23 protein-coding genes are annotated in these 24792 nt (G+C 72.7%); 9 read left to right on the forward strand and 14 right to left on the reverse strand.

Annotated features, from left to right (window positions below; all coding sequences use genetic code 11):
- Positions 1-29 precede the first annotated feature (29 nt).
- Positions 30-491, forward strand: a complete 462-nt coding sequence (locus tag ACFZDI_RS33365) for a MaoC family dehydratase (RefSeq protein WP_234847704.1) — start codon at positions 30-32, stop codon at positions 489-491.
- A 17-nt stretch (positions 492-508) separates the two neighbouring features.
- Here ACFZDI_RS33365 and ACFZDI_RS33370 read toward each other — a convergent pair whose 3' ends face one another.
- The 3 genes from ACFZDI_RS33370 to ACFZDI_RS33380 all read right to left on the reverse strand — a co-directional run bounded on the left by ACFZDI_RS33370 (position 509) and on the right by ACFZDI_RS33380 (position 2678).
- Positions 509-1144: a TetR/AcrR family transcriptional regulator gene (locus ACFZDI_RS33370; protein WP_234847691.1), complete on the reverse strand. Its 636-nt coding sequence runs from the start codon at positions 1142-1144 to the stop codon at positions 509-511.
- A 70-nt stretch (positions 1145-1214) separates the two neighbouring features.
- Positions 1215-1466 carry a YiaA/YiaB family inner membrane protein gene (locus tag ACFZDI_RS33375; protein ID WP_234847692.1) on the reverse strand — a complete coding sequence of 84 codons (252 nt, stop codon included), beginning with the start codon at positions 1464-1466 and terminating at the stop codon, positions 1215-1217.
- Positions 1467-1526: 60 nt separating this feature from the next.
- Positions 1527-2678: an acyl-CoA dehydrogenase family protein gene (locus tag ACFZDI_RS33380; protein WP_391255777.1), complete on the reverse strand. Its 1152-nt coding sequence runs from the start codon at positions 2676-2678 to the stop codon at positions 1527-1529.
- Between the two features lie 74 nt (positions 2679-2752).
- Here ACFZDI_RS33380 and ACFZDI_RS33385 point away from each other — a divergent pair, with 74 nt between their 5' ends.
- From ACFZDI_RS33385 to ACFZDI_RS33395, 3 genes are all read left to right on the forward strand, one after another.
- Positions 2753-3403 (forward strand): TetR/AcrR family transcriptional regulator, encoded by a 651-nt coding sequence (locus tag ACFZDI_RS33385; RefSeq protein WP_184844357.1) that lies wholly within the window; start codon positions 2753-2755, stop codon positions 3401-3403.
- Between the two features lie 56 nt (positions 3404-3459).
- Entirely contained in the window at positions 3460-4170 is a 711-nt protein-coding gene (locus ACFZDI_RS33390) for a helix-turn-helix domain-containing protein (RefSeq protein WP_391255781.1), read from the forward strand.
- Between the two features lie 198 nt (positions 4171-4368).
- Complete coding sequence (locus ACFZDI_RS33395) at positions 4369-5337, forward strand: EamA family transporter (protein ID WP_391255783.1); 969 nt, start codon at positions 4369-4371, stop codon at positions 5335-5337.
- On the opposite strand, the gene ACFZDI_RS33400 is transcribed toward ACFZDI_RS33395, so the two are convergent.
- The 9 genes from ACFZDI_RS33400 to ACFZDI_RS33440 all read right to left on the reverse strand — a co-directional run bounded on the left by ACFZDI_RS33400 (position 5326) and on the right by ACFZDI_RS33440 (position 18073).
- Positions 5326-6705: an MFS transporter gene (locus ACFZDI_RS33400; RefSeq protein WP_234847695.1), complete on the reverse strand. Its 1380-nt coding sequence runs from the start codon at positions 6703-6705 to the stop codon at positions 5326-5328. The two genes, ACFZDI_RS33395 and ACFZDI_RS33400, sit on opposite strands and share 12 nt — an antisense overlap.
- A gap of 193 nt (positions 6706-6898) precedes the next feature.
- A complete protein-coding gene (locus ACFZDI_RS33405) occupies positions 6899-7981 on the reverse strand; it encodes a zinc-binding dehydrogenase (RefSeq protein WP_391255788.1) in 1083 nt (360 codons plus the stop codon).
- 39 nt (positions 7982-8020) lie between these two features.
- The gene (locus ACFZDI_RS33410; protein ID WP_361117288.1) at positions 8021-9409 is read right to left on the reverse strand and encodes an aldehyde dehydrogenase family protein; all 1389 of its coding nucleotides are present in this window, start codon (positions 9407-9409) and stop codon (positions 8021-8023) included.
- Between the two features lie 117 nt (positions 9410-9526).
- On the reverse strand, positions 9527-10861 hold the full coding sequence (locus ACFZDI_RS33415) for an ABC transporter ATP-binding protein (RefSeq protein WP_234847698.1): 1335 nt from the start codon (positions 10859-10861) through the stop codon (positions 9527-9529).
- 701 nt (positions 10862-11562) lie between these two features.
- On the reverse strand, positions 11563-12849 hold the full coding sequence (locus ACFZDI_RS33420; protein WP_234847699.1) for an MFS transporter: 1287 nt from the start codon (positions 12847-12849) through the stop codon (positions 11563-11565).
- Between the two features lie 23 nt (positions 12850-12872).
- On the reverse strand, positions 12873-14351 hold the full coding sequence (locus ACFZDI_RS33425; protein ID WP_391255793.1) for a citrate:proton symporter: 1479 nt from the start codon (positions 14349-14351) through the stop codon (positions 12873-12875).
- A 99-nt stretch (positions 14352-14450) separates the two neighbouring features.
- Positions 14451-16718: a molybdopterin-dependent oxidoreductase gene (locus tag ACFZDI_RS33430; RefSeq protein WP_391255796.1), complete on the reverse strand. Its 2268-nt coding sequence runs from the start codon at positions 16716-16718 to the stop codon at positions 14451-14453.
- Positions 16719-16859: 141 nt separating this feature from the next.
- Positions 16860-17480 carry a TetR/AcrR family transcriptional regulator gene (locus ACFZDI_RS33435; RefSeq protein WP_234848218.1) on the reverse strand — a complete coding sequence of 207 codons (621 nt, stop codon included), beginning with the start codon at positions 17478-17480 and terminating at the stop codon, positions 16860-16862.
- Complete coding sequence (locus ACFZDI_RS33440) at positions 17477-18073, reverse strand: hypothetical protein (RefSeq protein WP_391255800.1); 597 nt, start codon at positions 18071-18073, stop codon at positions 17477-17479. Before ACFZDI_RS33440 ends, ACFZDI_RS33435 begins: the two co-directional genes overlap by 4 nt.
- Positions 18074-18241: 168 nt before the next feature.
- On the opposite strand from ACFZDI_RS33440, the gene hmgA reads away from it, so the two are divergent.
- The 3 genes from hmgA to ACFZDI_RS33455 all read left to right on the forward strand — a co-directional run bounded on the left by hmgA (position 18242) and on the right by ACFZDI_RS33455 (position 21613).
- Entirely contained in the window at positions 18242-19594 is a 1353-nt protein-coding gene (gene hmgA / locus ACFZDI_RS33445; protein ID WP_391255803.1) for a homogentisate 1,2-dioxygenase, read from the forward strand.
- A gap of 27 nt (positions 19595-19621) precedes the next feature.
- Positions 19622-20368 carry a GntR family transcriptional regulator gene (locus ACFZDI_RS33450; protein WP_234848215.1) on the forward strand — a complete coding sequence of 249 codons (747 nt, stop codon included), beginning with the start codon at positions 19622-19624 and terminating at the stop codon, positions 20366-20368.
- A 90-nt stretch (positions 20369-20458) separates the two neighbouring features.
- Positions 20459-21613 carry a type ISP restriction/modification enzyme gene (locus ACFZDI_RS33455; RefSeq protein ID WP_391255809.1) on the forward strand — a complete coding sequence of 385 codons (1155 nt, stop codon included), beginning with the start codon at positions 20459-20461 and terminating at the stop codon, positions 21611-21613.
- A 38-nt stretch (positions 21614-21651) separates the two neighbouring features.
- On the opposite strand, the gene ACFZDI_RS33460 is transcribed toward ACFZDI_RS33455, so the two are convergent.
- A complete protein-coding gene (locus tag ACFZDI_RS33460; RefSeq protein WP_391255811.1) occupies positions 21652-22368 on the reverse strand; it encodes a TetR/AcrR family transcriptional regulator C-terminal domain-containing protein in 717 nt (238 codons plus the stop codon).
- Positions 22369-22431: 63 nt separating this feature from the next.
- Between ACFZDI_RS33460 and ACFZDI_RS33465 the strand changes: the two genes are divergently transcribed.
- Together ACFZDI_RS33465 and ACFZDI_RS33470 are read left to right on the forward strand one after the other, a co-directional pair.
- Positions 22432-23454, forward strand: coding sequence for an ATP-binding cassette domain-containing protein (locus ACFZDI_RS33465; RefSeq protein WP_391255814.1), 1023 nt, complete (start codon positions 22432-22434; stop codon positions 23452-23454).
- The gene (locus ACFZDI_RS33470; RefSeq protein ID WP_391255816.1) at positions 23451-24233 is read left to right on the forward strand and encodes an ABC transporter permease; all 783 of its coding nucleotides are present in this window, start codon (positions 23451-23453) and stop codon (positions 24231-24233) included. Before ACFZDI_RS33465 ends, ACFZDI_RS33470 begins: the two co-directional genes overlap by 4 nt.
- Before the next feature lie 176 nt (positions 24234-24409).
- Here ACFZDI_RS33470 and ACFZDI_RS33475 read toward each other — a convergent pair whose 3' ends face one another.
- Positions 24410-24676: a hypothetical protein gene (locus ACFZDI_RS33475; RefSeq protein ID WP_234848210.1), complete on the reverse strand. Its 267-nt coding sequence runs from the start codon at positions 24674-24676 to the stop codon at positions 24410-24412.
- Positions 24677-24792 lie beyond the last annotated feature (116 nt).

Here is a 24792-nt window from a genome sequence, read left to right on the forward strand (position 1 = left end):
CTCCCTGGACACGAGAGGCCTGGAAGAACATGGCAGAGCCGAGGATCTTCACGTCCGTCGACGACCTGAGGGCGGCGGTGGGCGAACAGCTGGGGTACACCGACTGGCTCGACATCGACCAGAAGCGGATCGACCTCTTCGCGGAGGCCACCGGTGACCACCAGTGGATCCACGTCGACGCGGAGAAGGCCGCCGCGGGCCCCTTCGGCACCACCATCGCGCACGGCTATCTGACCCTGTCCCTGCTGCCCCTCTTCGGACCGCAGCTGATCGCCGTCGAGGGCGTCAAGATGGGCGTCAACTACGGCACGAACAAGGTGCGTTTCCCCGCCCCCGTCCCGGTCGGCTCCCGGCTGCGCGCCACCGCCGCCATCAGCGCCGTCGACGAGGTGCCGGGCGGCGTCCAGGTGGCCGTCGCCTTCAGCGTCGAGCGCGAGGGCGGCGACAAGCCGGTCTGCGTCGCCGAGTCCGTGGCGCGCTACTACTTCTGAGGCCGGGGCTCCCGGCCTCAGGCCGCCGGGTTCCGGGCCCCGACCATCCGCAGGACGAGGTCGGCGTACAGCTCGCCGACCTCCTCCGGCGTCCGGGGCCCGCCGACGCTGAACCACCGGGCCACGTCGATGCAGAGGGAGAGCACGGCCAGCGTCGTGCCGTGCACGTCGAGGACGTCGAACTCGCCCGACTCCACGCCCTCCTCGATGATCCGGCGCACCTCGCCGTCGACCTCGCGGCGCAGCGCGAGGATCTCGGCGCGGGCGTCGGGTCCGAGCGAGTCGAGTTCGTACTGCACGACCCGCGCGGTGGTACGTCCGCCCGCGTGCCAGCGCACGAAGGAGCTGACCGCGCCGGCGAGCCGCTCGGTGGGGGTGCCCTCCCGCCGGGACGCCGTCCGCAGGATCTCCAGGGCCTTCTCGTGCCCGATCCTGCTGATGCGGTGCAGCAGCTCCTCCTTGGTCTTGTAGTGGATGTAGAGCGCCGCCGGGCTCATGCCGGCACGGCCCGCGATGTCCCGGGTCGTCGTCGCGTGGTAGCCACGCTCGGCGAAGGCCTCCACCGCGGCCACCAGCAGCCGCCGCGCCGCGTCGGGCGTGACCTCGCCCCACGCCTGCGCCTCGCCGCCGGCCGTCTCCTCCGCCGTACTCATCGCTCGCCCCTCTCCACTGGCAGGAGCAACACCATACCGCCGAAGGTGAGCGAGCGCTTAGTGTGGCCGCTCAGCGCTTCTCGTAGGGGGCGTACGAGGGGGCCACGCCCGTCCCCTCCTGGCGGTCCCGGATCACCTTGGACAGGGTGAAGGCCGAGGTGACCAGGTACAGGACGGCGATGGCGAGGAAGGCCCGCACCCAGGCGTCGGCGCTCAGCTGGTAGATGCCGATGGCGGTGGCGGCCATGGCGACGGCGAAGGAGGCGACGGCCTGTCCGTAGAAGGCTGCCGTGTTCTGCTGCTTGCCCGGTGTGTCACTCATGGGCGACAGCATCGGCGGACGTGGCCCGCGCCACATCCGCCGAGGTACTCAGAAACGTACTCAGAACGCCGACACGCCCGTCAGCGCCCGCCCGATGACCAGCTTCTGGATCTGGCTCGTGCCCTCGTAGAGGGTCATCACCCGGGCGTCCCGCAGCAGTTTGCCCGCCGGGTACTCGTCGATGTAGCCGTAGCCGCCGAAGACCTGGAGCGCGTTGTTGGCGGCGCGGACGGCGGCCTCCGAGGCGAACAGCTTGGCCTTGGACGACTCCACCGCGAACGGCCGCCCCCGGTCGATCAGGTCGGCGACCCGCCAGGTCAGCAGCCGCGCGGCGTCGACGTCCAGGGCGATGTCGCTGAGCAGTTCCTGCACGAGCTGGTGGTGGGCGATGGTTTTGCCGAACTGCTCGCGCTCCCCCGCGTAGCGCACGGCCGCGTCGAGGGCGGCCTGGGCGATGCCGACGCAGCCCGCGGCGACCGACATCCGGCCCTTGGCGAGCGCCGACATGGCGATCGAGAAGCCCTTGCCCTCCTCCCCGAGCAGGGCGGAGGCCGGTATCCGCACGTCCTCCAGGACCAGTTCGGCGGTGGCCTGGCCGCGCAGCCCGAGCTTGCCGTGGATGGTGCGGCGGGTCAGGCCGGGCGTGTCGGTGGGGACGAGGAAGGCGGAGACGCCCTTGTGTCCGGGGGCGTCCGTGGAGCGGGCGAAGAGCAGGACCACATCGGCCCAGGTGCCGTTGGTGATGAACATCTTGGTGCCGTTGAGGACGTAGTCGTCACCGTCCCGTACCGCCCGGGTCGCCAGGTTGCCCGCGTCGGAGCCGGTGCCGGGCTCGGTCAGGCCGAAGCAGCCGACCGCCGCGCCGGAGGTCAGGCCGGGCAGCCAGCGCCGCTTCTGCTCCTCGCTCCCCCAGGCGGCGACGGTCTTGGCGACCAGCCCCAGGGAGACGGAGACGATGCCGCGCACGGACGAGTCGCCCCGCCCCAGTTCCTCCGTGACCAGGCAGTACGCGAGGTGGTCGCCGCCGGAGCCGCCGTACTCCTCGTCGATCGTCAGGCCGAGGAAGCCGACGTCGCCGAGCTTCTTGACGATGCCCCGGTCGACCTCCTCGGCACGGTCCCAGGCGACGACGTGCGGGGTGATCTCGCGCTCCACGAAGTCCCGCGCGAGCTGACGGACCGCGCTCTGCTCTTCGCTGAGCCCCAGATTCACCACAGGTCACCCCACTGAAAGCCGAAAGCTGTACGTTTAAATTAGCACTGCTAGTTTCTCCGTGCAGCCCTACTATGTGCGCCATGGCCCGACCGCGCAAGCCCTTGCTCAGCACCGACCGGATCGTCGAGACGGCCCGCGCGCTCGTGGACGCGGAGGGTCTGGCCGCCGTCTCCACGCGGCGCCTCGCGGCCGAACTGGGGGTCAGTGGGCCGTCGCTGTACAACCACTTCCGCACCAAGGACGAGATCCTTGAGGCGGTCGCCGACTCGGTGAGCGGCCAGGTGGACCTGTCGATGTTCCAGGACGGCCGGGACTGGCGGACCGCGCTGCACGACTGGGCCGTCTCCTACCGGGCAGCGCTGCGCGACCACCCGAACATCGTCCCGGTGCTGGCCCGCGGCCCGGGCCGCCGCCCGGCCGGACTTCGCCTCGCGGACGCCGTCTACGGCGCGATGGTCGCCGCGGGCTGGCCGCCGGCCCAGGCCACGTCCATCGGCGCGCTGATGCGGTACTTCGTGATGGGCTCGGCTCTCGGCTCGTTCGCCGGGGGCTTCGTGGACGACGCGAGCGCCTACGACCCGGCCGACTATCCCCACCTCCAGCAGGCCCACCGCCTGGCCGAACAGCAGGAGAAGATCGACGAGAGGGCCTTCGAGACCGGACTGACGGCACTGCTGGACGGGCTGGCGCGGCAGTACGAGCAGGTGCGGCGTACGGCGTAGGCCACGCCACGGACGTTTCGGCGCCGGCCGAACCGTCCGTGTCCCATGCTGGAGGCATGACCACGAGGGATCCGCAGGCGACGGCCCTGGCACGGCTCGCCGCGCTGTTCGCGGACGAGACCCGGGCCGCGTGCCTGCTGGCGCTGCTCGACGGACGGGCCTGGACCGCGAGCGAGCTGGCGCGGCACGCGGGGGTCGCCGCGTCGACGCTGAGCGAGCACGTGAGCCGGCTCGTCGCGGGCGGGCTGCTCACCGAGGAGCGGCAGGGCCGGCACCGGTACGTCCGGCTGGCCGACGCCCGGGTCGCGCAGCTGCTGGAGGACCTGGCCGCCCAGGTCACACCGGAAAGGGCGGAACGGCCGCGCACGCTGCGGGCGTCGAGCGCCGGCTCGGCGATGGCCCGGGGCCGCACCTGCTACGACCATCTCGCCGGGCGGCTCGGCATCGCGGTCACCGACGCGCTGACGGCACGCGGGCTGCTGGAGCAGGAGAGGGGGTTCGCACTCACGGACGCCGGGCTGGCCTGGTTCGCGTCGGCCGGGATCGGCCTGGAGCGGCGTGGCCGGCGCCCCCTGGCCCGGGCCTGCCTCGACTGGACCGAGCGCCGTCCTCACCTGGCCGGTGTCGCGGGCGCGGCCCTGTGCCGGCACGCCCTGGACACGGGCTGGTGCGTGCGCATCGGCTCCGAGCGCGCCGTGAAGGTGACGGCGGCCGGCGAACGCGCCCTGTTCGACCTGCTGGGGTTGGAAGCCGTCGCGTTGCGATAGCCCCGTCCGGCGCCCGGCCGCTCCAGCACGGCGCAATCCCCGGCCGAGCGCGATACCAACGGCCCACCTGCACGACGCGATCCCCCGCCGCGCACATGGCGCGTCGTCCGGCCCGGTACGGCGCTTTCCCCGGTGCGCCCGATGCTCCGTCCGAAATCCGCGAGCCTTCCGGTCCCTCCCCTTCCTAGCCTCTGGAGCATGATGTCGAACTCCCCGTCCCGTCCCGGCCGCCGGGCTGAGCTGCTGGCTGCCGGTGCGGCCGCGGTCACCGTCGTGCTGTGGGCTTCCGCCTTCGTGTCGATCCGCAGCGCCGGTGACGCCTACGCGCCGGGCGCCCTGGCCCTCGGGCGGCTGCTGGCCGGGGCACTGATGCTGGGGGTGATCTGTCTGCTGCGGCGGGAGGGGCTGCCACCGCGCTCGGCCTGGCGCGGGATCGCGATATCCGGCGTGCTGTGGTTCGGCTTCTACATGGTCGCCTTGAACTGGGGCGAGCAGCAGGTCGACGCGGGGACGGCCGCCCTGGTCGTGAACACCGGGCCGATCCTCATCGCGCTGCTCGGGGCCCGGCTGCTGGGCGACCCGATGCCGCCGCGGCTGCTGGCGGGGATGGCCGTGTCGTTCGCCGGTGCCGTGACGGTGGGTCTCTCGATGTCGGGCGAGGGTGGTTCCTCGGTGTTCGGGGTCGTGCTGTGCCTGCTGGCGGCGATCGCGTACGCCGCGGGTGTCGTGGCGCAGAAGCCCGCGCTGGGCTCGGCGAGCCCCTTGCAGGTGACGACGTTCGGGTGTCTGGTCGGCGCGGTGCTGTGCCTGCCGTTCGCCGGGCAGCTCCTCCAGGAGGCCGCCACGGCTCCCCTCTCGGCGACGCTCAACATGCTCTACCTGGGCGTCTTCCCGACCGCCCTCGCCTTCACGACGTGGGCGTACGCCCTGTCCCGCACGACCGCGAGCCGGATGGGCGCGACGACGTACGCGGCGCCCGCGCTGGTCGTGCTGATGTCCTGGCTGTTCCTCGGCGAGGTGCCGGGGCTGCTCACCCTGGTGGGCGGTGTGCTGTGCCTGGCGGGCGTGGCGGTGTCCCGGTCGCGGTCGCGGACGGCGGCCCGGGCGGTGACTCCGGAAGCGGTTCCGGAGCCACTGCCCGAGGAGACCGGGGACTCAGCCCGCTGACTCCGCCTGCGTCTCCGCTTCGGCCTTCGCCTCCGGCGCGCTCTGCGCTGCGGCGCCGCGCGCCCGGTCCGCGAGGATCTTGATCGACACCAGGGCGATCACCGACAGCACGACGATGTAGCCGGACACGGCCATCGACGTGCCCGTCGCCTCCAGCAGCAGCACCATCATGAAGGGCGCGAGCCCGCCGCCCGCGACGGCCGCGATCTGGTAGCCGAGGGAGGCGCCGGTGTAGCGCATCTCGGGCGTGAACAGCTCGGCGAACAGGGCGGCCTGAGGACCGTACATGATGCTCAGGAAGCAGCTCGCGACGAACGTGCCGACCGCGAGCCACAGCAGCGAGCCGGTGTCGATCAGCAGGAAGAGCGGTACGGCCCACAGGGCGATGCCGACCGCGCCGAAGGCGTAGATCCGGATGCGGCCCACGCGGTCGGAGAGCGCGGCGGCGGCCGGGATCAGCACCAGCTGGGTGAGGCTGACGCAGAGCGAGACCAGGAGCACCGGGCCCTTCTTCATGTCCAGTTCCCGGGTCGTGTAGTCGAGGACGCCGGTGATGAGGATGTAGAAGGTGGCGGTGTTCACCGCGAACGAGCCGCCGGCCAGGAACACCGTGCCCAGGTGGCCGCGCAGGATGGTGCGCAGCGGGGAGTTCTGCTCGGACTTCTCCTTCTCGGCGAGCGCCCGTTCGGCCTCCCGGAACGCCGGGGTCTCCTCGACGCGGGTGTGGATGTACCAGGCGAGGCCGAGCACCAGCAGACCGACCAGGAACGGCACGCGCCAGCCCCAGGCGGCGAACGCCGAGTCGGTGGTGAGCGCCCCGGCCAGCAGGAAGACGGTGTTGGCGGTGACCACGCCGATGGGGACGCCGAGTTGGACGACGCTGCCGTAGACGCCGCGCTTGCCCTCCGGGGCGTACTCGGTGGCCAGGAGCATCGCGCCGCCCCACTGGGCGCCGACGGCGACGCCCTGCGCGACCCGGAGCAGGACGAGCAGGATCGGGGCGGCCACGCCGATCGTGTCGTAGGTCGGCAGCAGGCCGATGGCGGTGGTGGAGACGCCCATGAGGGTGAGCGCGAGGACGAGCATCGGCTTGCGGCCGCGCTTGTCGCCGAGGTGGCCGGCGACGATGCCGCCGATGGGGCGGGCGAGGAAGCCGACGGCGAAGGTCGCGAACGAGGCGAGAACGCCTGCGGTGGCGCTGCCGGAGGGGAAGTAGAGGTCGCCGAGTACGAGGGCGGCGGCGATGCCGAAGACGAAGTAGTCGTACCACTCGACGGCCGAGGCGAGCGCGGCCGCGGTGGCCACCCGGCGGCGGTTGCCGACGGCGGGTGAGGTCGTGACGGATTGAGCGGAAGGTGCCGTGTCCATGCGGTGCACGCTCCGGGGGGTGCGGGGGACGGAACGGGGGGTGGCTCGGGTTCCGGGAACGTACTGACCGGACGGTATGCCCGTCAACGGGTCGTGCACCAGGACTTTTACCTGTACTTGGCATCGACCACGGGCCCGGGCATGCCGAAGGCCCCGGCCTCGTCAGGAGGCCGGGGTACGCCGGAACCGGGGGCTAGAAGACGACCAGGGCCCGGCCGCCCTTGCCCGCCAGCATGTTCTCGAAGGCCGCCGGAATGCCGTCCAGGGAGATGCGTTCGGTCACCAGCGCGCCCAGGTCGAGGCGGCCCGCCCGGATGTGGCCGGCCAGGACCGGGAGGTCCACCGCCGGGTCGGAGTTGCCGTAGACGCAGCCGGAGAGGGTGCGGCCCCAGTGGAAGATCTCCAGGGCGTTGAAGGTGACCTGCTGGTCCTTGCCGCCGATGCCGACGACGGTGGTGCGGCCGCCCCGGCGGGTGGAGTCCCAGGCCGCCCGGATGCTGACCGCGCGGCCGGCGCACTCCACGGCCACGTCCACGCCCTGCTTGCCGGTGAGGCCGCGGATGTCGCGGGCGGTGGTGTCGGAGGCGACGACGTAGTCGGTGGCACCGGCCGCCCTGGCCAGCTCCTCCTTCTCCGCGGACACGTCCACCGCGACGATCTGCGAGGCGCCCGCGATCCGGGCCGCCTGGAGGGCGGACAGGCCCACTCCCCCGACGCCGAACACCGCGACCGTCTCGCCCTGCCGGACCCGGGCCGAGTGGTGGACGGCGCCGTAGCCGGTGAGGACGGCGCAGCCGAGGAGGGCGGCGTCGGTGAGCGGGACGCCGCCGGGGACGGGCAGCACGCAGGCCGCGGAGACGACCGTCTCCTCGGCGAACGCGGCGACGTTCAGGCCGGGGTGGAGGTCGGTGCCCCCGGTGGTGCGGGCGTAGACGTCGCCGGTGCCGCTGAGGGCCTTGGCGCACAGCCACACCTCGCCGAGCGAGCAGGCGTGGCAGGCGCCGCAGGACGGGGCCCAGTTGAGGACGACCCCGTCGCCGGGTGCGACGTGGGTGACGCCCTCGCCGACGGCGACGACCGTGCCGGCGCCCTCGTGGCCGAGGACGGCGGGGACGGGCACGCGCATGGTGCCGTCGGACAGGGACAGGTCGGAGTGGCAGACCCCGGCGGCGGCGAGCCGGACGCGGACCTGGCCGGGTCCGGGGTCGGGCAGCTCGATGCCGGTGATCTCCAGCGGGGAGCCGACGGCGGGCAGAACGGCGGCGCGGACAGCCATGACGGTGGGAACTCCCTGGCTAGAACTGGCTGGCACTGGCTAGAACTGGAGGGACTTGGTCTGGAGGTACTCGGCCAGGCCGTGCACGCCGAGTTCGCGGCCGACGCCGGAGTGCTTGTAGCCGCCGAAGGGCGCGAGGGGGTTGAAGCGGCCCCCGTTGATGTCGACCTGGCCGGTCTCCATACGGCGCGCGAAGGCCACCGCCTCGGCCTCGTCCCCGGCCCAGACGGCACCGGCCAGGCCGTAGACGGTGCCGTTGGCGATGCGCAGGGCGTCCTCCTCGTCCTCGTAGGCGAGGATCGACAGGACGGGGCCGAAGATCTCCTCCTGGGCGATGGTCATGTCCTCGGTGACGTCGGCGAAGACGGTCGGGCTGACGAAGTAGCCGCTCTCGCGCGGGGCTTCGGGGCCGCCGGCGACCAGCCGGGCGCCTTCCGCGATGCCCTTCTCGATGTAGCCGCGCACCCGGGCCTGCTGCTTGGCGTTGACGACCGGGCCGATGCGGTCGCCGTACTTGGCGGCGGCCGCGGCGGCGAGTTCGACGGCCTCGTCGTACTGGTCGCGGTGGACCAGCATCCGCGTCCAGGCGCTGCACGTCTGACCGGAGTTGGACATGACGTTGGCGACCCCGACGTTGACCGCCTTGGCCAGGTCGGCGCTCGGGAGGATGACGTTGGCTGACTTGCCGCCCAGCTCCAGTGCGACCTTCTTGATCTGTCCGGCGGCGATCGCGGCGATCTGCCGGCCGACGGCGGTGGAGCCGGTGAAGGAGACGAGGTCGACACCGGGGTGCTCGGCGAGGGCCTGGCCGGCGACCGGGCCGAGGCCGGTGACCAGGTTGAAGACACCGGCCGGGAGGCCCGCCTCGTGCACGGCGTCGGCGAACAGGCGGGCGACCAGCGGGGTGTCCTCGGCGGGCTTCACCACGATCGTGCAGCCCGCCGCGAGGGCCGGGGCGACCTTGGCGACGATCTGGTGCAGGGGGTAGTTCCAGGGCGTGATCGCGGCCACGACTCCGACCGGCTCCTGGTGCACGACCGAGTTGCCGGTCTTCTCCTCGAAGGCGTACGTGGCCGCCAGTTCGGCGTAGGAGCCCGCCACCGCGATCGGCACACCGGCGTGGACGGCCTGCGAGAACTTCAGCGGCGAGCCCAGTTCGGCCGTGACGGTCTCGGCGATCTCGTCCGCGCGGGCCACGAGCACGTCCCGCAGGGCGGCCAGCCGCGCCGCGCGCTCGGCGGGCGGGGTCGCGGCCCAGCCGGGCAGGGCGGCGCGAGCGGCCCGTACGGCGTTGTCGACGTCCTGGGCGGTGCCCGCCGGGACCGTGCCGATGACCTGCTCGTCGACCGGGTTCACGACCTCGATCACGTCCGGGCCGGCGGCGGGGCGCCAGGCGCCGTCGATGTACATGCCGTCGTGTGCCTTCATCGCGCTTCCTCCGGGGGTGTCGTCGTCCGGCACATAAACTAGCGACGATAGTTTTCTGGCGCCAGACACCACCGGTCATCAGAGCACGCGGACGGTCACTCCCGGATGTGCCGCTCCTCACTCCCCCAGGTCGGGCAGCCGGTCCGGGTGCGGGCAGATGCGGTCGCCGTGCTGGTCGAAGACCAAGAGGTGGGCGAGGTCCACGAGGAGCGGCACCTGCATGCCGTGACGGAGGGCCAGGTCCGGGGTGGTGCGGACGATGAGGTCGCCGGGCAGGCGCACGTCGGCGGTGGCGGGGGCGGCGGCCTCGGGACGGTCCACGGCGATCACGGGCCCGGCCCGCCCGGCCCCGGTCCGCTCCCGCAGCCGGGTCAGGACCGAGCCGTCGCGGCGCCGCCGCCGGACGGGGCGGCCGGGGCGGGGGCGCGGAGCCTCCAGTTCGGGGACGACGGCCGGGCTGGAGCCGGTGTTGAAGTGGACGAGGATCTCGTGCCCCTGGAATTCCACGTGCTCGACGAGGCCGGTGATCGGCACCTCGCCGGGGCGGGCCGCGCTGTGCTTGGCGATCCGGACGGCCTCCGAGCGCAGGCCGACGATGACCTCGCGGCCCTGCTGGACCCGCAGCAACTGGTGGTCGAGGGAGAGCGGCTCGGGCAGCCGCAGGAACTGCTTGCCCAGGCTGATGGTCATCGCCCCGTCCAGCGGGGCGCGCACCAGGCCGCGCAGCAGGTTGATGCGCGGGGTGCCGATGAACGCGGCGACGAAGACGTTGCCGGGCAGCGCGTAGACCACACGGGGGGTGTCGACCTGCTGCAGCACGCCGCCGCGCAGCACCGCGACGCGGTCGCCGAGCGACATGGCCTCGGCCTGGTCGTGCGTGACGTAGATCGTGGTGACGCCGAGTTCCTGGGTGAGCCGGGAGATCTCGGCCCGCAGATGGGTGCGGAGCTTGGCGTCGAGATTGGACAGCGGCTCGTCCATCAGGAAGGCGGAGGGGTGGCGGGCGATGGCCCGGCCCATGGCGACCCGCTGGCGTTCGCCGCCGGAGAGCTGGCCGGGCAGGCGGTCGAGGAGATCCTCGATGCCGAGCATGCGGGCGGTGGCGTCGACGCGGGGGCGGGGGTCCGCGCCCGGGGACTCGATGCGCAGCGGGAAGCCGATGTTGTCGCGGCCGGTCATGTTCGGGTAGAGGGCGAAGTTCTGGAAGACCATCGCCATGTCCCGGCCGGAGGGCGGCAGGTCGTTGGCGTACTCGCCGTCGAGCAGCAGCCGGCCCTCGTCGATCTCCTCCAGCCCGGCGATCATTCTGAGCACGGTCGACTTGCCGCAGCCGGACGGGCCGAGCAGCACGAGGAACTCGCCGGGCGTGATGTCCAGCGTCAGCCGGTCGACCACGCGGGCGCCCCGCGTGTAGGCCTTGCTCACGTCGTGCAGGGAGATGGCGCGTGTCATGAGGGGCCCCCGAGGGGTCATCAGGGCGCTGGTGCTCCGCGGTCGGAAGCCCCGTGCGGGTCGTACGGGGCTGTGGGTCACGGAAGTTAACGGAATGTGTGCGGCCTGGGGAAGACACCGGACAGGATCGGGGGCTCCGGTCCATCTGGTGAGAAGGCGGACGGACCGGATCGGCTGTCGGCCGGGGCCGGTCCGGGCCGGCGGACGACGGTGAGGTGGGCGCAGACGACCAGGTTCCCTAGGGCCTGTCGTTTGGATCATGGCGCAGGGCATCGGCAGCACCTGTGAACGCCGGTGAGCGGGGCCTGGTGCGTGCAGCTGCAAGGCGGAGGAGGGAGTCGATGCGGAGCATCGGCGAGTGACGACAACGCGGCAGATGCGCGTGCCAGGCCCCGCGTCTGCGTCATGATCCAAACGACAGACCCTAAGTGGCCTTCCTGCGGTCGTGGCCACCGCCGCGGGTGATCAGCCGCAGCTCGGGGCGGCCCCGGACGCCCCGCATCGCCTGCAGCCGGACCCGGACCGCCCGGGCGACGGTGGCCAGGCCGATCGCGGCCGCGCCGCTGACCGGCGTGAAGGCCTCACCGCGGGCGACGCGGCCCGCCCGCGGGTGGGCGGCCGACCCGCGTCGTCGGCCTGCACATCGGGCAGTCGGCCCTGGGCACCGTGAACGGGCCACCGTGGGCCTGGCCGAAGCCACGTCAGCTTGTACCGCCCTCGCTCTCACCGCGCAGTGACGCCCCGCGCCTGGGGCCTCTTCGCTCCTCCGGGGACTCGCCCTCCGCCTCCTCCGGCCCGCCGGGCTCCTGCTGTTCCTCCGGCCCCCGCGGCGACCTCGATGCGACCCCCGACGACAGCAGCAACAGCACGCCCAGCATCACGAACGGCGCCGCCACACCCGCGACCCCGGCGATCAGACCGGCCGCGGCGGGCGCGGCGACCTGCCCGAGCCGGTTGCCGGTCAGCCGCAGGGCCAGGGCGGTGGAACGGGCGTCGTCGGGGGCCGCCTGGACCACCGTCGTCATCGACAGCGGCTGCCCGACGCCAAGGCAGAAACCCAGCGCTACCAGCAGCAGTCCGAGCGCCCACACCGGCACCGGCAGGGCGATGCCCGCACACAGCAGGGCCGCCAGCAGACAGGTGAGCGTCAGCAGCAGGGTCCGGCCGAGCAACCGCAGCAGGGGCGTCAGCACCAGGCGGCAGGCGATCGTCGCCGCCGCGCGCAGACTGAGCAGGACGCCGATCACGGACGGGGCGATGCCGCGGTGCTCGCCGACCACCGGCAGGTAGGCGGTCAGGATGTCGGTCGCGGACAGCACGGCCAGGCTGATGAGGATGCCCGCCGGCACCCCCCGGGCGCGCAGGATGCCGCGGACGGGGACCCGGGCCCCCTTGCCCGCCCCGGACGCGGACGGCGTACGGCGATGCTCGATGCGCCACAGCGAGGTGAACGCGACGGCCGCGGTCGCGCCCGCCACGATCAGGGCGAGCGCGCTGCTGCCCGCCATGTCCTCGCCCCCGATCAGCGCACCCGCGGCGACCGGCCCGACCAGCTGACCGAGGGCGGCGCCGATGGTGAAGTGGCCGAAGTTGCGGTCCTGTTCGTGCGGCGCGGACTGGCGGGCGACGAGGGACTGGGAGCCGATGACGAAGCACAGGTGCCCGAGGCCCATCACCCCGCTCCACAGGGCCATCGTCCACAGGGAGCCGGCCACGCCGCTGAGGGCGCAGCCGCCGGCTATGAGCACCACGCCGGCCGGCAGCAGCGGCGCGCAGCGGCCGTGGTCGGTACGCCGGCCCAGGGGCACGGCGGCGAACAGGGGCAGCAGCGCGTAGACACCGGCGATCACACCGACGGCGCGCTCGTCCGCGCCCAGCGCGAGGGCCCGGTAGGAGACGGCGGGCCGGGCCATCGACACCGCCCCCTGCGCGAAGGAGAAGGCGATGACGAGGCGGAGCAGCCAGCCGCGGTTCCCACCGGGCCTCACGACGACGTCCTCCAAGAAGTGGCTCAGATGATTCCGAACAGCATGCCCGCGCCGAGGATGACCAGGCAGGTGAGGGCGGCCCACTTCACGACGAACCTGGTGTGGTCGCCGAACTCCACCTTGGCCATGCCGACCAGGACGTAGACGGCCGGGACGAGCGGGCTGGACATGTGCAGCGGCTGGCCGACCAGCGAGGCGCGGGCCATCTCCAGCGGGGTGACGCCGTGCGCGGCACCCGCCTCGGCGAGGACGGGCAGGACACCGAAGTAGAAGCCGTCGTTGGACATGAAGTAGGTGAGCGGCAGGCTCAGGATGCCGGTGACGAGGGCCATGTGCGGGCCCATGCTGCCAGGGATGACGTCCACCATCCACTTGGCCATGTGGTCGACCATGCCGGTGCCCTGGAGGACGCCGGTGAAGACGGCGGCGGCGAAGACCATGCCGGAGACGTTCAGGACGTTGTCGGCGTGGGCGGCCAGGCGGGCCTTCTGGTCGGGGATGTGCGGGAAGTTCACGGAGAGGACCAGCGCGGCGCCGATGAGGAACAGTACCGGGATCGGCAGCCATTCCATGATCATGGCGGTGAGCAGGCCGACCGTGAGCAGCGCGTTGAACCAGTACAGCTTGGGACGCAGGGTGGGCCGGTTCGGGTCGAGGCCCTGGAAACCGTCGTCGTCACCGTGGGCGGCGGAGTCGGCGGAGCCCGTGGCACCCGTGGGGGCGTCCGTGCCGGAGCCCGCGGTGGCCGTGCCGCCCTTGTTCATCGAGACCTTGCCGTCGCCGGAGGCACCGGAGCCGACGAGGACCGTCTCGGTCTCGTTCTCTTCCTCCAGCACCTCGTCCAGGGTGAGCACGCCCAGCCGCCGGCGCTCGCGCACACCGAGCACGTAGGAGAGGACGAAGACGAAGAGCAGGCCGACCAGGAGCGCCGGGATCATCGGGACGAAGATGTCGCTGGCGTCGAGCTTCAGCGCGGTGGCGGCGCGGGCGGTCGGGCCGCCCCACGGGAGGGTGTTCATCACGCCGTTGGCCATGGCGGCGACACCGGTCATCACGACCAGGCTCATCTTCAGGCGCTTGTACAGCGGGTACATCGCCGAGACGGTGATCATGAAGGTGGTCGAGCCGTCGCCGTCCAGCGACACGATCGCGGCGAGCACGGCGGTGCCGACGACGATCCGCATCGGGTCGGCCTTACAGAATTTGAGAATGCCGCGGACGATCGGGTCGAAGAGACCGACGTCGATCATCACGCCGAAGTAGACGATCGCGAACATGAGCATCGCCGCGGTGGGGGCGAGGTCGGTCACGCCGTCGAGGACGTAGTCACCGAGCTTGGCGCCCTTGCCGACGAACACGCAGAAGAGCGCGGGAATCAGCACGAGCGCCGCGATCGGCGACATCTTCTTCATCATGATCAGGACCAGGAAGGTCGCGATCATGGCGAAGCCGAGGATGGTCAGCATGAGTGGATACCTAACGTTCGCCCTTGAACATCCCACCAGGGCCGGCGGTTCCCGAGACGTTAGGTCCCGTCAAGCAGCGTTAACAAGACGTTGACCTGCGAGCAATAAGCGCAAAACTGCTGGTCACAGCTTCGCTCAGGTCAGAGCGGTGAGCTTTTCGGTCACGGCGGAGGGTGCGGCGGAGCCCACGGGGGCGACCTCGACGGGCACTCCGTTGAGGACCGCGTTGCCCGACAGCGGGTCGAGGAGACGGCCGTCGAGGAGCTGGTTGACGTTGACGCCGGGGTCCGTGGAGGCGTGGCTCAGGCGGATGCCGGGGCGGTTGTGGCCCCAGCCGTGCGGCAGGCTCACCACACCCCGGCGGATCGCGTCCGTGACCTCGGCGGGTGCGACGACCTCTCCCCCGGCGCCCTTCACGCGCACGGCGGCCCCGTCCTCGACGCCCAGCCGCTCGGCGTCCTCGGGGTGGAGATGCAGGGTGCAGCGGTTGGAGCCGCCGGTGAGGGCGGGCACGTTGTGCATCCAGCTGTTGTTGGAGCGCAGATGTCGGCGGCCCACCAGGACGAGTTCCGCGGGGCGTTCGGCCAGGGCCGCGCGCAGGCGGGGCAGGTCGTCCGCGATCGGGCCGGGCAGCAGTTCCACCTCGCCGCTGCGGGTCTTCAGGGGTTGCGGAAGGCGGGGCCGCAGCGGGCCGAGGTCGATGCCGTGCGGGTGCGCGAGCAGCTTCTCCAGGCTGAGCCCGTCCGGTCGTACGCCGAAGCCGTCGCCGTAGGGGCCGAGGCGCAGCATCATGTCGAGCCGGCGCTCGGGGCCGGTGTCGCCGGTGAGCCGGCCGGCGAGCTCGCGCGGATCGCCGCCGTGGACCGGGGAGTGCGGTTCCTCCACCGCCTTGCCGAGGGTCTGGTCGATGACCATCTGGTCGACGGCCGCCGGGTCGGCTCCGTGCATGCCCGTGACGGCGAGGATCAGCCGCGCCAGGATCTCCGTCTCCGCCATGCGGCCCGGCTCCAGCGGGATCGCGGGGCGGGTGTAGCGGACCTGGTTGCGTACGGCGAGCGTGTTGAAGGCGAAGTCGTGGTGGGGGCTCTGGGAGGGCGGGGGCGGGGGCAGGACGACGTCGGCGTGGCGGGAGGTCTCGTTGAGGTAGGGGTCGACGCTGACCATGAAGTCGAGTGAGCCGAGCGCCTTGTCGAGCCGGTCGCCGTCGGGCGCGGACAGCACGGGGTTGGCGGCCACGACGATCAGCGCCCGCACCGGCTCGCCCTCCTCGGTGGCGGTGTCGATCTCCTCGGCGAGGGCGGACAGGGGCAGTTCGCCCTTCGCCTCGGGGTGCCGGCTCACCCGGGAGTGCCAGCGCCCCAGGGCGAAGCCGCGGCCCGGGCCGGCGGGGCGGGGGGTCTTGTCGGTGGCGGCCTGCGGGAAGAGCGCGCCGCCGGGCCGGTCGAGGTTGCCGGTGAGGATGTTCAGGACGTCGACGAGCCAGCTGGCGAGGGTGCCGTGCGGGACGGTGCAGCTGCCGATACGGCCATAGACGGCGGCGGTGGGGGCGGCGGCGAGTTCGCGGGCGAGGGTGCGGATGACGCCGGCGTCGACGTCACACGCCTCGGCGACGGCTTCGGGGGTGAACTCCGCCAGTTGCGGGGCCAGTTCCTCGACGCCCCGCACGTGCGGTGCCGGCTCGACGAGGCCCTCGTCGTAGAGCACCCGCGCCATCGCCGCCAGCAGCAGCGCGTCGGTGCCGGGCCGGACGGCGATGTGACGGTCGGCGAGCTTGGCGGTGCGGGTGCGCCGCGGGTCGATCACGACGAGGGTGCCGCCGCGGGCCTTGAGCGCCTTCAGCTTGCCGGGGAAGTCGGGGGCGGTGCACAGACTGCCGTTGGACTCCAGCGGGTTGGCGCCGATCAGGATCAGGTGGTCGGTGTGGTCGAGGTCGGGCACCGGGATGGCGTTCGCGTCGCCGAAGAGCAGGCCGCTGGAGACGTGCTTGGGCATCTGGTCGACCGTGGAGGCGGTGAAGACGCTGCGGGTGCCGAGCCCGGCGAGCAGGAGGGGCGGGTAGAGGGCGCCGGCCATGGTGTGCACGTTCGGGTTGCCGAGCACGACCCCGACGGAGTTCGGGCCGTGGCGCTCCACGACCGGGCGGACACCGGCCGCGACCGCGTCGAAGGCCTCCGCCCAGGTGGCCTCGCGCAGCTCCCCGTCGCGGCGCACGAGCGGCGTGCGCAGCCGGTCGGGGTCGGAGTCCACCGCGCCGAAGGAAGCGCCCTTGGGGCAGATGAACCCCCGGCTGAACACGTCGTCGCGGTCCCCGCGGGCGTGGGTGACGCGCGTGCCGTCGATGGTGAGAGTGAGGCCGCACGTGGCCTCGCACAGGGGGCAGATACGCAGGGCGGTGCGGGACACGGGTCCTCCCGGGGGCGGCGACTACGCTGACGCGCCGAGCATACCGACCGGTATGCATGGTGGGGAGGCCCTGACCGGATCGAGGCCGGCCAGGCATCCCGGCGAGGCCGGTGGTGAGGTCGGTCGAGTACTCGGACGAGGTCAGTCGAGCACCCTGGCGAGATAGGCCCGCAGCATCTCCCGCGCCTCGTCGATGATCCGCTGATCCCCCTCCGGGGCGACACGGAACGCCAGGTGCACGAGGGTGTCCGCGGTCTCGACCGCTATGAGGAAGACGCGCCGCAGGTCCTCGTCGGGTTCACGGCCGAGGTGACCGGAGAGGAGTTCGGTGAGGCGGTCGGCGACGCGGTGGTTGGGTTCCGCCTGGCGGGCGCCGACCGGGATCTGGTTGCCGAAGTCGACGAGGGAGAAGCCGGGCGCGGTGCGCTTCATGTCCAGGTACTCGTCGAGGACGGCGTCCATGGCCGTACGCCAGCCCCCGTCCTCACCGGCGTCCCGCAGGCGCTGCGTGACGCGCTCGGAGTACCGCTCGAGGTTGCGTTGGGCCAGGGCGTCGGCCATCTGGCGCTTGTTGCCGAAGAAGCGGTAGACCGAGCCGATCGGGACCGAGGCCCGCTGGGCGACGGCTCGCGTGCTCAGGGCGTCGTATCCGACCTCGTCGAGGAGGTCGGCGCAGGCGTCGAGGATCCTGGTCAGGCGTTCTGCGCTGCGCCGCTGCACGGGCGCGCGACGGAGCGATGTCGCGTGGGGCACGGGCTTCATGATGCCCCTCGGGCGCGGTCCGGTGAACCTCGCCCCCCGGTGAGCGGGTCCTGCGTCCGGGCCGTGCGCCGGGAGGCGGCGTCGGGGCTCGTCCCCGGTCCCGGTTCCGACGCGGTGATGTCGGCCGTGCTCTCCACGGGCTTGCCGTCCACCGCCCACACGGTGCCGTCGTCGGCGTAGAGACGGGCCGTGACACGGTGCGTGCCGCGCGGCACGAGACGGGTGTCCAGCCGGTGCCCGGGAGTGCGGAGCCGGGCCACGGGGCGGTCGTCGACGAAGAGGCGCGCGAGGCCGCGCCCGGCCACCGGGCGGGCCGCCGCGCCGGCCGGTGAGAAGCGGAAGTTGCGCAGGGTCAGGTGGACGTCCCAGCCGCCGGCCGCGTCGGGCTGCACCTCGATGCCGACGCCGGGGGCGTCCTCGCGTCCCACCTCGCGGTAGGGCCGCCCGTCCTGGTCCCGGTCAGCGAGGATCTTGCCGACCGGTGCGGGCGATGCGCCGTCCTTGCGGGCGTCGTCGGAGCCGCAGCCCGTGGAGCCGGTCACGAGCAGGACACCGGCCACGAGCGCGGCGCAGGGTCTCCGTGTCCACGACATGTTCGGGAGCGTAGAACACACGTCCGGCCCCGCGGATCATTCTCAAGTCTGGTTCCGGTCATCCGTGAAGAGGAGGGCGCGTGCCCCTCTTGCGTCGGGGAAATCGCAATCCTACGGTGTCGCATAGGAATCGGATGAGCCTGTCACGGCCGCAAGGGAGCAGCGATCATGGGCGATGGGGGTACCACCCGCGCGAGCACGTTCGAGCGCGGGGAAGCGCGGAAGACCGCCGAAGGCCTGGCCTACCTGTCCGGCTTCGGCAACGAGCACAGCTCGGAGGCGGTCCCGGGCGCGCTGCCCGAGGGCCGCAACTCGCCGCAGCGGGCCCCCCTCGGGCTGTACGCGGAGCAGCTGAGCGGTACGGCGTTCACCGAGCCGCGGGCGCACAACCGGCGCTCGTGGCTCTACCGGATCCGCCCCTCGGCCGCGCACCCGGCGTTCACCCGCACCGACAACGGCGCGGTCCGCACCGCCCCCTTCACCGAGACCGTGCCCGACCCCAACCGCCTGCGCTGGAACCCGCTGCCCGACCCGGCGCCCGGGACCGACTTCCTGGCGGGACTGTGGACCCTGGGCGGCAACGGCGACGCCACCCAGCGCACCGGCATCGCCGTGCACCTGTACGCGGCCGACACCTCCATGGACCGGGTGTTCAGCGACGCCGACGGCGAGCTGCTGATCGTCCCGGAGCGCGGCGGGCTGCTGCTGCGCACCGAGTTCGGTCTGCTCCATGTGGAGCCGGGACATGTGGCGCTGATTCCGCGTGGTGTCCGCTTCCGTGTGGAACTGCTCGACGCCTCCGCCCGAGGCTATGTGTGCGAGAACTACGGCGCACCCTTCACCCTCCCCGACCTGGGCCCGATCGGGGCCAACGGGCTCGCCAACCCCCGGGACTTCCGCGCCCCCGTCGCCGCGTACGAGGACGTGGAGGGGCCGGTGGAGGTGGTGAACAAGTTCTGCGGCAACCTGTGGACCGCCACCTACGACCACTCCCCCCTCGATGTGGTCGCCTGGCACGGCAACCATGTGCCGTACGTCTACGACCTGCACCGCTTCAATGTGCTCGGCACCATCACCTACGACCACCCGGACCCGTCGATCTTCACGGTGCTGACGTCCCCGTCGGACACCCCGGGCCTGGCCGGCGTCGACTTCGTGGTGTTCGCACCGCGCTGGCTGGTGGGCGAGGACACGTTCCGGCCGCCGTACTTCCACCGGAACGTGATGAGCGAGTACATGGGCCTGATCGAGGGCGCGTACGACGCGAAGGCGGAGGGCTTCGTGCCGGGCGGCGGCTCGCTGCACAACATGATGTCGGCGCACGGCCCGGACCGGGAGACCTTCGACCGGGCGAGCGCCGCGGAACTGAAGCCGCAGAAGATCGACGACGGCCTGGCATTCATGTTCGAGACCCGCTGGCCCCTCACCCTCACCCCGCACGCGGCCGAGGCGGACCACCTCCAGCAGCACTACGACGACGTCTGGCAGGGCCTGGAACGGCACTTCCGCCCCTTGCACTGATCATTTCCTGACGGTACGGATGGCCCCGTGACCTCCTTCGCCCCGGACTCGATCGTCCTGAACCGCAAGCTGCCGCTCTGGTACCAGGTGTCGCAGTCGCTGCGTGCCTCGATCCTCGGCCGCTCGCCGCAGGACCCGCTGCGGCTGCCCACCGAGGAGCAGCTGGCCGGGCACTACGGCGTGAGTGTGCTGACGATGCGGCAGGCGCTGAAGGAGCTGGAGGACGAGGGGCTGATCACGCGTCACCGCCGCCGGGGCACGTTCATCGAGCCGCACGCGCGCCGGGGTTCTCCGGTGCGTCTGCTCGGCTCGGTGGACGCGATCGTGGCCCAGCAGTCCGGCATGACGACCGAGCTGCTGGAGCACGGCAGCGCGCCCGTCCCCGGCGAACTCGCCGAGTACTTCCCGGAGGTGCGGGAGGTGTCGACGTACCACCGGCTGCGCAGCGACGAGAAGACCGGTGAGCCCACCAACCACGCCCGCAACTACGTCCGTCCCGAACTGGCCGCGCGCCTCGACCCGGACGACCTCGTCCGGTGGCCCATGACCAAGGTGCTGCGGGACGTGGTGGGCGCGGACATCAGCCGCATCACGGACACGGTCGAGGCACGCTTGGCCGACCCGGAGACCGCGAAGCTGCTCCGCATCCCTCTGCTGAGCCCGATCCTGCACTACACGGGCGTGACGTACGACAGCGAGGGGCGGACGCTGGACGTGGCCGTCATCCAGTACCGCGGCGACCGGTTCTCCTTCACAGTGACCCTGGATGCGTAGGGAAGGGCCCCCGGTCCCCCGGGGGCCGGCCGCGCCCGCGCGGCGGAACCGCCCAGGGCCCGGCCCCGCACCCCTCGGACGCGTCGTACGATGCCCGGCGTGACGCACGACGACGCTCCGCTGCTGGCGGACCTCATGCCGTGGTCCGTCGCACCGCCGCGGCTCGGCCGGGGCTGGCCGGCGGCGCCGGACGCGGCGTCCCTGAAAGCCCGTTGGGACGCCTTGGTGAAGGCCGAGGGACCCGACCGCGCGTCCCTGTTCGAGCCGACCCGCTCGCGCACACTCCACACGGCCGTCGGCCAGTTGCCCGGCCGGACCAGCAGCGGCACCGAGAAGCTGGTGCGTGCCTCGGGGCCCTGCCCGGAGCCGGTGCGCGTCCTGCTCGCCCCCTACGACGAGCAGTGGCTCATCCCCGACCAGCGGCTGATCGACGCGGCCCGCCCGGAACTGTGGCGGGTGGCGGACGAGCGGCAGGTCTTCGTCGTGGAGGCACCCGAGGCCGACCCGCCCCTGCTCGTCACCTCGCTGCCGCCGCTGCTGCGCCCCGGCCGGATCCGCCCGTTGTTCCGGCGCCCCGGCGGCCGCGAGCCGAACCTGGCCCCGGGCCTGCTGGAGCACCTCGGCGCCCGCCTGGGCGGCGTCCCGGCCCCGCTGGACGTCCTGGCCTGGATCGCGGCCACGGCCCGCCCGGACCTCACCGTCCCGCTCACCGGGGACGCCGCCGCGTGGGAGCGGGGCCTCGAACGGGGCCGCCGGCTGCTGTGGCTCATGCGCCGCGACGGCGACCGCCCCAAGCTCCCCGGCGGCCGCCGGCCCTACGTCCGCGCCCCGCTGCCCTCCCGCCCGGTGGCGCTGCGCTACGACCGGGACGAGGAGGCTCTGTTCCTGGACGACGGCCGCATCTCCCCGGTGCCGCCGGAGGCCTGGGACTTCGAGGCGGGAGGGGTCCGCGTCCTCCAGGAGTGGTTCGCCACCCGCGTCGCGGTCCCCGAGCCGGGCACGCTGGCGGCGATCCGCCCCGCCACCTGGCCGCAGGCCTGGACGTCGGAGCTGCTGGAGCTCATCACCGTCCTGGCGCTCCTGGCCGAGCTGCGCACGACGGAGGAGCCGGAGGTCCCCGACCCGGTCACGGCGAAGGAGCTGTCCGAGGCGGGCGTCCTCCCGGTACCGGGCGCGGCCCGCCGCCCGGCGTCGGTGCTGGAGGGGCCCGAGGAGGGCCCCGAGGGTCAACTGGCGCTGCTCTAGGCGCAGGGGCTGCCGCCTCCAGCGCAGCTGCGGGCCGCTCAGCGCAGCTCCGGGTCGAAGGCGTCCAGGACGCGTTCGAGGGCCCGCCGGAACACCGCCTCCAGATCGACGGGCCCGCTCTGCTCCATGAAGGCCGCGGCCAGCCGCGGATACGCGCCGGTGGCGATCTGGCCGCCCAGGTAGGCCATGCGGACCGCGTTCTCCTCCTCGGCCGACCACGGCATGGAGCGGGCGCGTTCGGCGGTCGCGATGTCGTTCCCGGTGTACGTCGTCACGACGCCGTTGAGCAGCGCGACCAGCTCCGTCTTCGTACCGGCCGGCACATCGAGCGGTTCGAGACAGGCCAGACAGTGCTCCAGGTAGCGCAGGGTGTTGGGGCTGAAGCCGAACACGCCCGCCATCAGGCGCGGCGCCCAGGTGTGGCGGTGCATGATGGCGCGCGTCTCCTCGGCGTTGCGCAGCATGTCGGCGCGCCAGTCGCCCGTGGGCTCGAACATCTCGTGCTCGGCACCGATGGCGTCGATCATCAGCTCGTACAGGTCCTCTTTGCGGGGGACGTAGTTGTAGAGCGACATGGTGCCGCAGCCCAGCTCCGCGGCGACGTGCCGCATGGTGACCCCGTCCAGCCCCTCGGCGTCGGCGATCCGCACGGCCGCCGCCGCGATGTCGGCGCGGGTGAACGCCGGTTTCGGCCCACGGCCGGTGCGCTCGGGGCGCGCCCAGATCACTTCGGGTACGGCAGCTCGGCCCGCCATCGGTCATCACCTCGGCCACCATCCTAGTTACGTACAACGTACGTAGTGCGCTATGGTCCTGCCATGACTTCTACGTACGCTGTACTTAGTGAAGGTCTGAAGAAGCGGTTCGGGCAGGTCCACGCCCTGCGCGGACTGGACCTCGCGGTCGCGGAGGGGACGGTCTGCGGGATCCTCGGGCCGAACGGGGCGGGGAAGACGACGGCCGTGGGGCTGTTGACCACACTGCTGCGGCCGGACGCCGGCTCCGCCCGGGTCGCGGGGCACGATCTCGTCCGCGAGGCCGCCGCCGTACGCCGGAGGATCGGCGTCACCGGGCAGGACACCTCGATCGACGGGGACCTCACCGGGCGTCAGAACCTCCGGCTGTTCGGCCGGCTGCACCGGGTACGCGGTCCGGCCGGCCGGAGCGCGGAACTGCTGGACCGCTTCGGCCTGACCGAGGCCGCCGACCGCCCCGCGTCCACCTGGTCGGGCGGGATGCGCCGCCGCCTGGACCTCGCGGCGAGCCTGATCCGCCGCCCCGACGTGCTCTTCCTGGACGAGCCGACGACCGGCCTGGACCCAGTCAGCCGCACCCTCATCTGGGACGTGGTGCGCGGCCTGACCGACGAGGGCACGACCGTGCTGCTCACCACGCAGTACCTGGAGGAGGCCGACCGACTGGCCGACGACATCGCTCTGGTGGACCGGGGACGGGTCACGCAGACCGGGTCTCCCGCGCAGCTCAAGGCGCTGGTCGGGGCGCACGCCGAGGTCGTGGTGCCGGACGCCGGGGCCCTCGCGAAGGCGGCGGCCGTGCTCGACCGGCTGACCGGCGCGCAGCCGACGCTCGACCACGAGCGCAACGCCGTCGGCGCCGTCAGCAAGGACCCGACGCTCACGATCCCGCTGCTGGTGCGCGCCCTGGACACCGCGGGCGTGCCGCTGCTCGACGTGAGCCTGCGCCCGCCGACCCTCGACGACGTGTTCCTGCGCCTCACGGAGCCCGCGCCCGAGAAGACCGAGACGACCGAGACGACGACCGAGCAGACCGCGCAGACCGGGACGACCGGGACGGCCGGCGAGAGGGAGCGTGCCGCATGAGCATGCTGGCGTACGACGGGACCGCGATGCTGGGCCGCCAGCTGCTGCGGCTGCGCAACAACCCGGGCCTGCTGATCCTCACCCAGACGATGCCCATCAGCATGCTGCTGTTCTTCGGCTACGTCTTCGGCAGCGCGCTGGCGGTACCGGGCGAGGCGTACCGGTCCTTCCTCGTGCCGGGCCTGCTGGTGGCGACCGCTTCGGGCGGGATCATGGCCGGAATGTTCCAGGCGGCCCAGGACACGCACCGGGGGGTGACCGACCGCTTCCGCACGCTGCCGGTGAGCCGGGCGGCCGTGCCGCTGGGACAGGCCGCGGCGGACCTGGTGGCCACGGCCCTCGGCACGGTGCCGTTCGTGCTGGTTGGCCTGGCGGTGGGCTGGCGGGTCGAGGGGAGCGCGCTCGCGGCCGTGGGAGCGTTCGCGCTGCTGCTGCTGTTCCGCTTCGCGTGCACGTGGGCGGGGATCCACCTCGGCCTGCTCACCCGGAACGAGGAGGCGGCCGGCCAGCTGGGCGGGGCGACATTCCTGCTGCCGCTGCTGTCCAGCGCGTACATCCCCACGAGCGGGCTGCCGGGCTGGCTGCGGACGGTCGCCGAGTGGAATCCGATCAGCGCGGTGGCGACGGCCCTGCGGGACCTCTTCGGCAACGCGCCGGTGCCCGCGGGGGCGGCCTGGCCGGTGGCCCATCCCGTCGCGGGATCGCTCGTGTGGTGCGCCGTGCTGCTCGGGGTGTTCGTGCCGCTGGCCGTGCGTCAGTACGCGCACGGGGATCGCTGAACGGGCGGCCGCAGCCGCGGACACAGCCCCCGGTCACTGCCGGGCGGGGAGAGGCACCGACAGGGGGCGTACCGCGCTCGGGAACACACCTGGCGCCGCTGCGTGCCGCGGGGATGACGGACTGAGGGTGTCGCAGCGCCGGCGCGGGGGCGGTGTGACCGCCCGAGCGCGGGCCCCTACCTGCTGCCGAAAAGGGAGCGGCGCAGTCGTCGCAGCGGCGCGAAGAGGGAGACGCGACGGACGCGCGCACCCCTGCCACTGCGGTCGTGCGACTGACGCGCGGTCAGTTCCCGCATCAACGAGGTCGCCTCGACCGTCTCCCGCTGGGGGACGGCGGGGCCGCCCAGCACCGAGAGATGGCGGTCGAGGCGCGAACTGGTCGCGCTGCTCCCGCAAGTGATCGCAGGGACCCTGGCCCTGCTGCGCACTGTTATCTGTTCCATGTCACTCCCCACCCGTACGAGTCCACCCGGCCCGGGCAGGCTAACCCTATCGCCCCGTCCCGGCACTCGTGTATCGCGGTCACAGGATTCACCTTCCCCGTAAGGGGGTTGACGAT

Source organism: Streptomyces sp. NPDC007907 (assembly GCF_042959365.1).
Taxonomy (GTDB): Bacteria; Actinomycetota; Actinomycetes; order Streptomycetales; family Streptomycetaceae; genus Streptomyces; species Streptomyces indiaensis.

Bases quoted from the DNA above. Each gene is read 5' to 3' on its own strand.
- ACFZDI_RS33365 (WP_234847704.1), top strand. From the start codon at position 30: ATGGCAGAGCCGAGGATCTTCACGTCCGTCGACGACCTGAGGGCGGCG.
- ACFZDI_RS33455 (WP_391255809.1), top strand. From the start codon at position 20,459: ATGCCCGGCGTGACGCACGACGACGCTCCGCTGCTGGCGGACCTCATG.
- ACFZDI_RS33460 (WP_391255811.1), bottom strand. From the start codon at position 22,368: ATGGCGGGCCGAGCTGCCGTACCCGAAGTGATCTGGGCGCGCCCCGAG.
- hmgA (WP_391255803.1), top strand. From the start codon at position 18,242: ATGGGCGATGGGGGTACCACCCGCGCGAGCACGTTCGAGCGCGGGGAA.
- ACFZDI_RS33370 (WP_234847691.1), bottom strand. From the start codon at position 1,144: ATGAGTACGGCGGAGGAGACGGCCGGCGGCGAGGCGCAGGCGTGGGGC.
- ACFZDI_RS33375 (WP_234847692.1), bottom strand. From the start codon at position 1,466: ATGAGTGACACACCGGGCAAGCAGCAGAACACGGCAGCCTTCTACGGA.
- ACFZDI_RS33410 (WP_361117288.1), bottom strand. From the start codon at position 9,409: ATGAAGGCACACGACGGCATGTACATCGACGGCGCCTGGCGCCCCGCC.
- ACFZDI_RS33385 (WP_184844357.1), top strand. From the start codon at position 2,753: ATGTGCGCCATGGCCCGACCGCGCAAGCCCTTGCTCAGCACCGACCGG.
- ACFZDI_RS33415 (WP_234847698.1), bottom strand. From the start codon at position 10,861: ATGACACGCGCCATCTCCCTGCACGACGTGAGCAAGGCCTACACGCGG.
- ACFZDI_RS33440 (WP_391255800.1), bottom strand. From the start codon at position 18,073: ATGTCGTGGACACGGAGACCCTGCGCCGCGCTCGTGGCCGGTGTCCTG.
- ACFZDI_RS33405 (WP_391255788.1), bottom strand. From the start codon at position 7,981: ATGGCTGTCCGCGCCGCCGTTCTGCCCGCCGTCGGCTCCCCGCTGGAG.
- ACFZDI_RS33395 (WP_391255783.1), top strand. From the start codon at position 4,369: ATGATGTCGAACTCCCCGTCCCGTCCCGGCCGCCGGGCTGAGCTGCTG.
- ACFZDI_RS33390 (WP_391255781.1), top strand. From the start codon at position 3,460: ATGACCACGAGGGATCCGCAGGCGACGGCCCTGGCACGGCTCGCCGCG.
- ACFZDI_RS33435 (WP_234848218.1), bottom strand. From the start codon at position 17,480: ATGAAGCCCGTGCCCCACGCGACATCGCTCCGTCGCGCGCCCGTGCAG.
- ACFZDI_RS33470 (WP_391255816.1), top strand. From the start codon at position 23,451: ATGAGCATGCTGGCGTACGACGGGACCGCGATGCTGGGCCGCCAGCTG.
- ACFZDI_RS33465 (WP_391255814.1), top strand. From the start codon at position 22,432: ATGACTTCTACGTACGCTGTACTTAGTGAAGGTCTGAAGAAGCGGTTC.
- ACFZDI_RS33475 (WP_234848210.1), bottom strand. From the start codon at position 24,676: ATGGAACAGATAACAGTGCGCAGCAGGGCCAGGGTCCCTGCGATCACT.
- ACFZDI_RS33400 (WP_234847695.1), bottom strand. From the start codon at position 6,705: ATGGACACGGCACCTTCCGCTCAATCCGTCACGACCTCACCCGCCGTC.